Here is an 827-nt window from a genome sequence, read left to right as displayed (position 1 = left end):
CTGCTGGAAGTACGGGATAAGGGCGGACTGGAAACCTTTGAAGCCGCTCTTGTCTTGGGAAACCACACAAGGAGCGTGAAGGATTTGATAAACCTGACGCAGAACCTTGACCTTTACCGCTTTTACCCGGATATTTCCGATGATGAAGGGCTGGGCCGTCTTTACGCCGACGAGCTTGGGACTATCGACATACCGGAGCACATTCAGAACTACTTCGATTATGAGGCATACGGGCGGGATGTGCGTATCAACGAGGGCGGCGTATTCGCTCCCGGTGGGTATGTGTCGGCAGTCCCGGAGGGCTTCAAGGAGTATTACCACGGGCCGCAGGACATTCCGCCGGAACACCGGATATTTGCCTATCCTGAAAAGGCCGAGCCTGTCCACTCCATTCTCGCTACACTCAAACGGTTTCAAGAAGCCCCACCCGCTCCGAAAAAGGACAAGGCGGGGCCTTCCCATGAAGAACGGTAAGACTTCGGGCCAGCATGGCCCGAAGCATAAAGGAGGTGCATACCATCAACTATTACCCTATCAATGAAGGAGCCGCCCGCCGGGCAAAGGAAATGAACAGCTTTTCCGACTACAAGGAAGGGAGCGCAACGGCGGAATACCGGGCAATGGTGGACAAGGCCGCCGCCGTAGCGGAAAAGCAGAAATCCCGGGTGGACCCCATGTACCATGAGAAGATCGACCATCTGTTAGACACCTACGCCCGCAAGCTGGCCGAAAACATGAACCAAGGCTTTGCCATTGACGCAAGGGTTCCCTCTGTGCTGATCGCCGGGCCTTCCAATTTCCCGGTGGGAAAGAAGGAAAAACAGAAC

The 827-nt window shown here is 55.1% G+C and carries 1 protein-coding gene and 1 pseudogene; both read left to right on the top strand.

The genetic code is table 11. The annotated features are described in order from the left end of the window. Positions 1-474: antirestriction protein ArdA (locus PG722_RS13940; RefSeq protein WP_270580886.1), on the top strand; the 474-nt coding region annotated here is incomplete at its 5' end. Between the two features lie 14 nt (positions 475-488). Next, positions 489-827 (top strand): annotated as a pseudogene (locus PG722_RS13935) (hypothetical protein); the annotation flags it as partial.

The sequence above is a fragment of the Butyricicoccus sp. OF27-2pH9A genome, from assembly GCF_027693185.1.
Lineage (GTDB): Bacteria > Bacillota > Clostridia > Oscillospirales > Butyricicoccaceae > Agathobaculum > Agathobaculum butyriciproducens.
The sequence above is the reverse complement of the archived record's forward strand: the minus strand, read 5'-3'. Positions and strand labels throughout refer to the sequence as shown.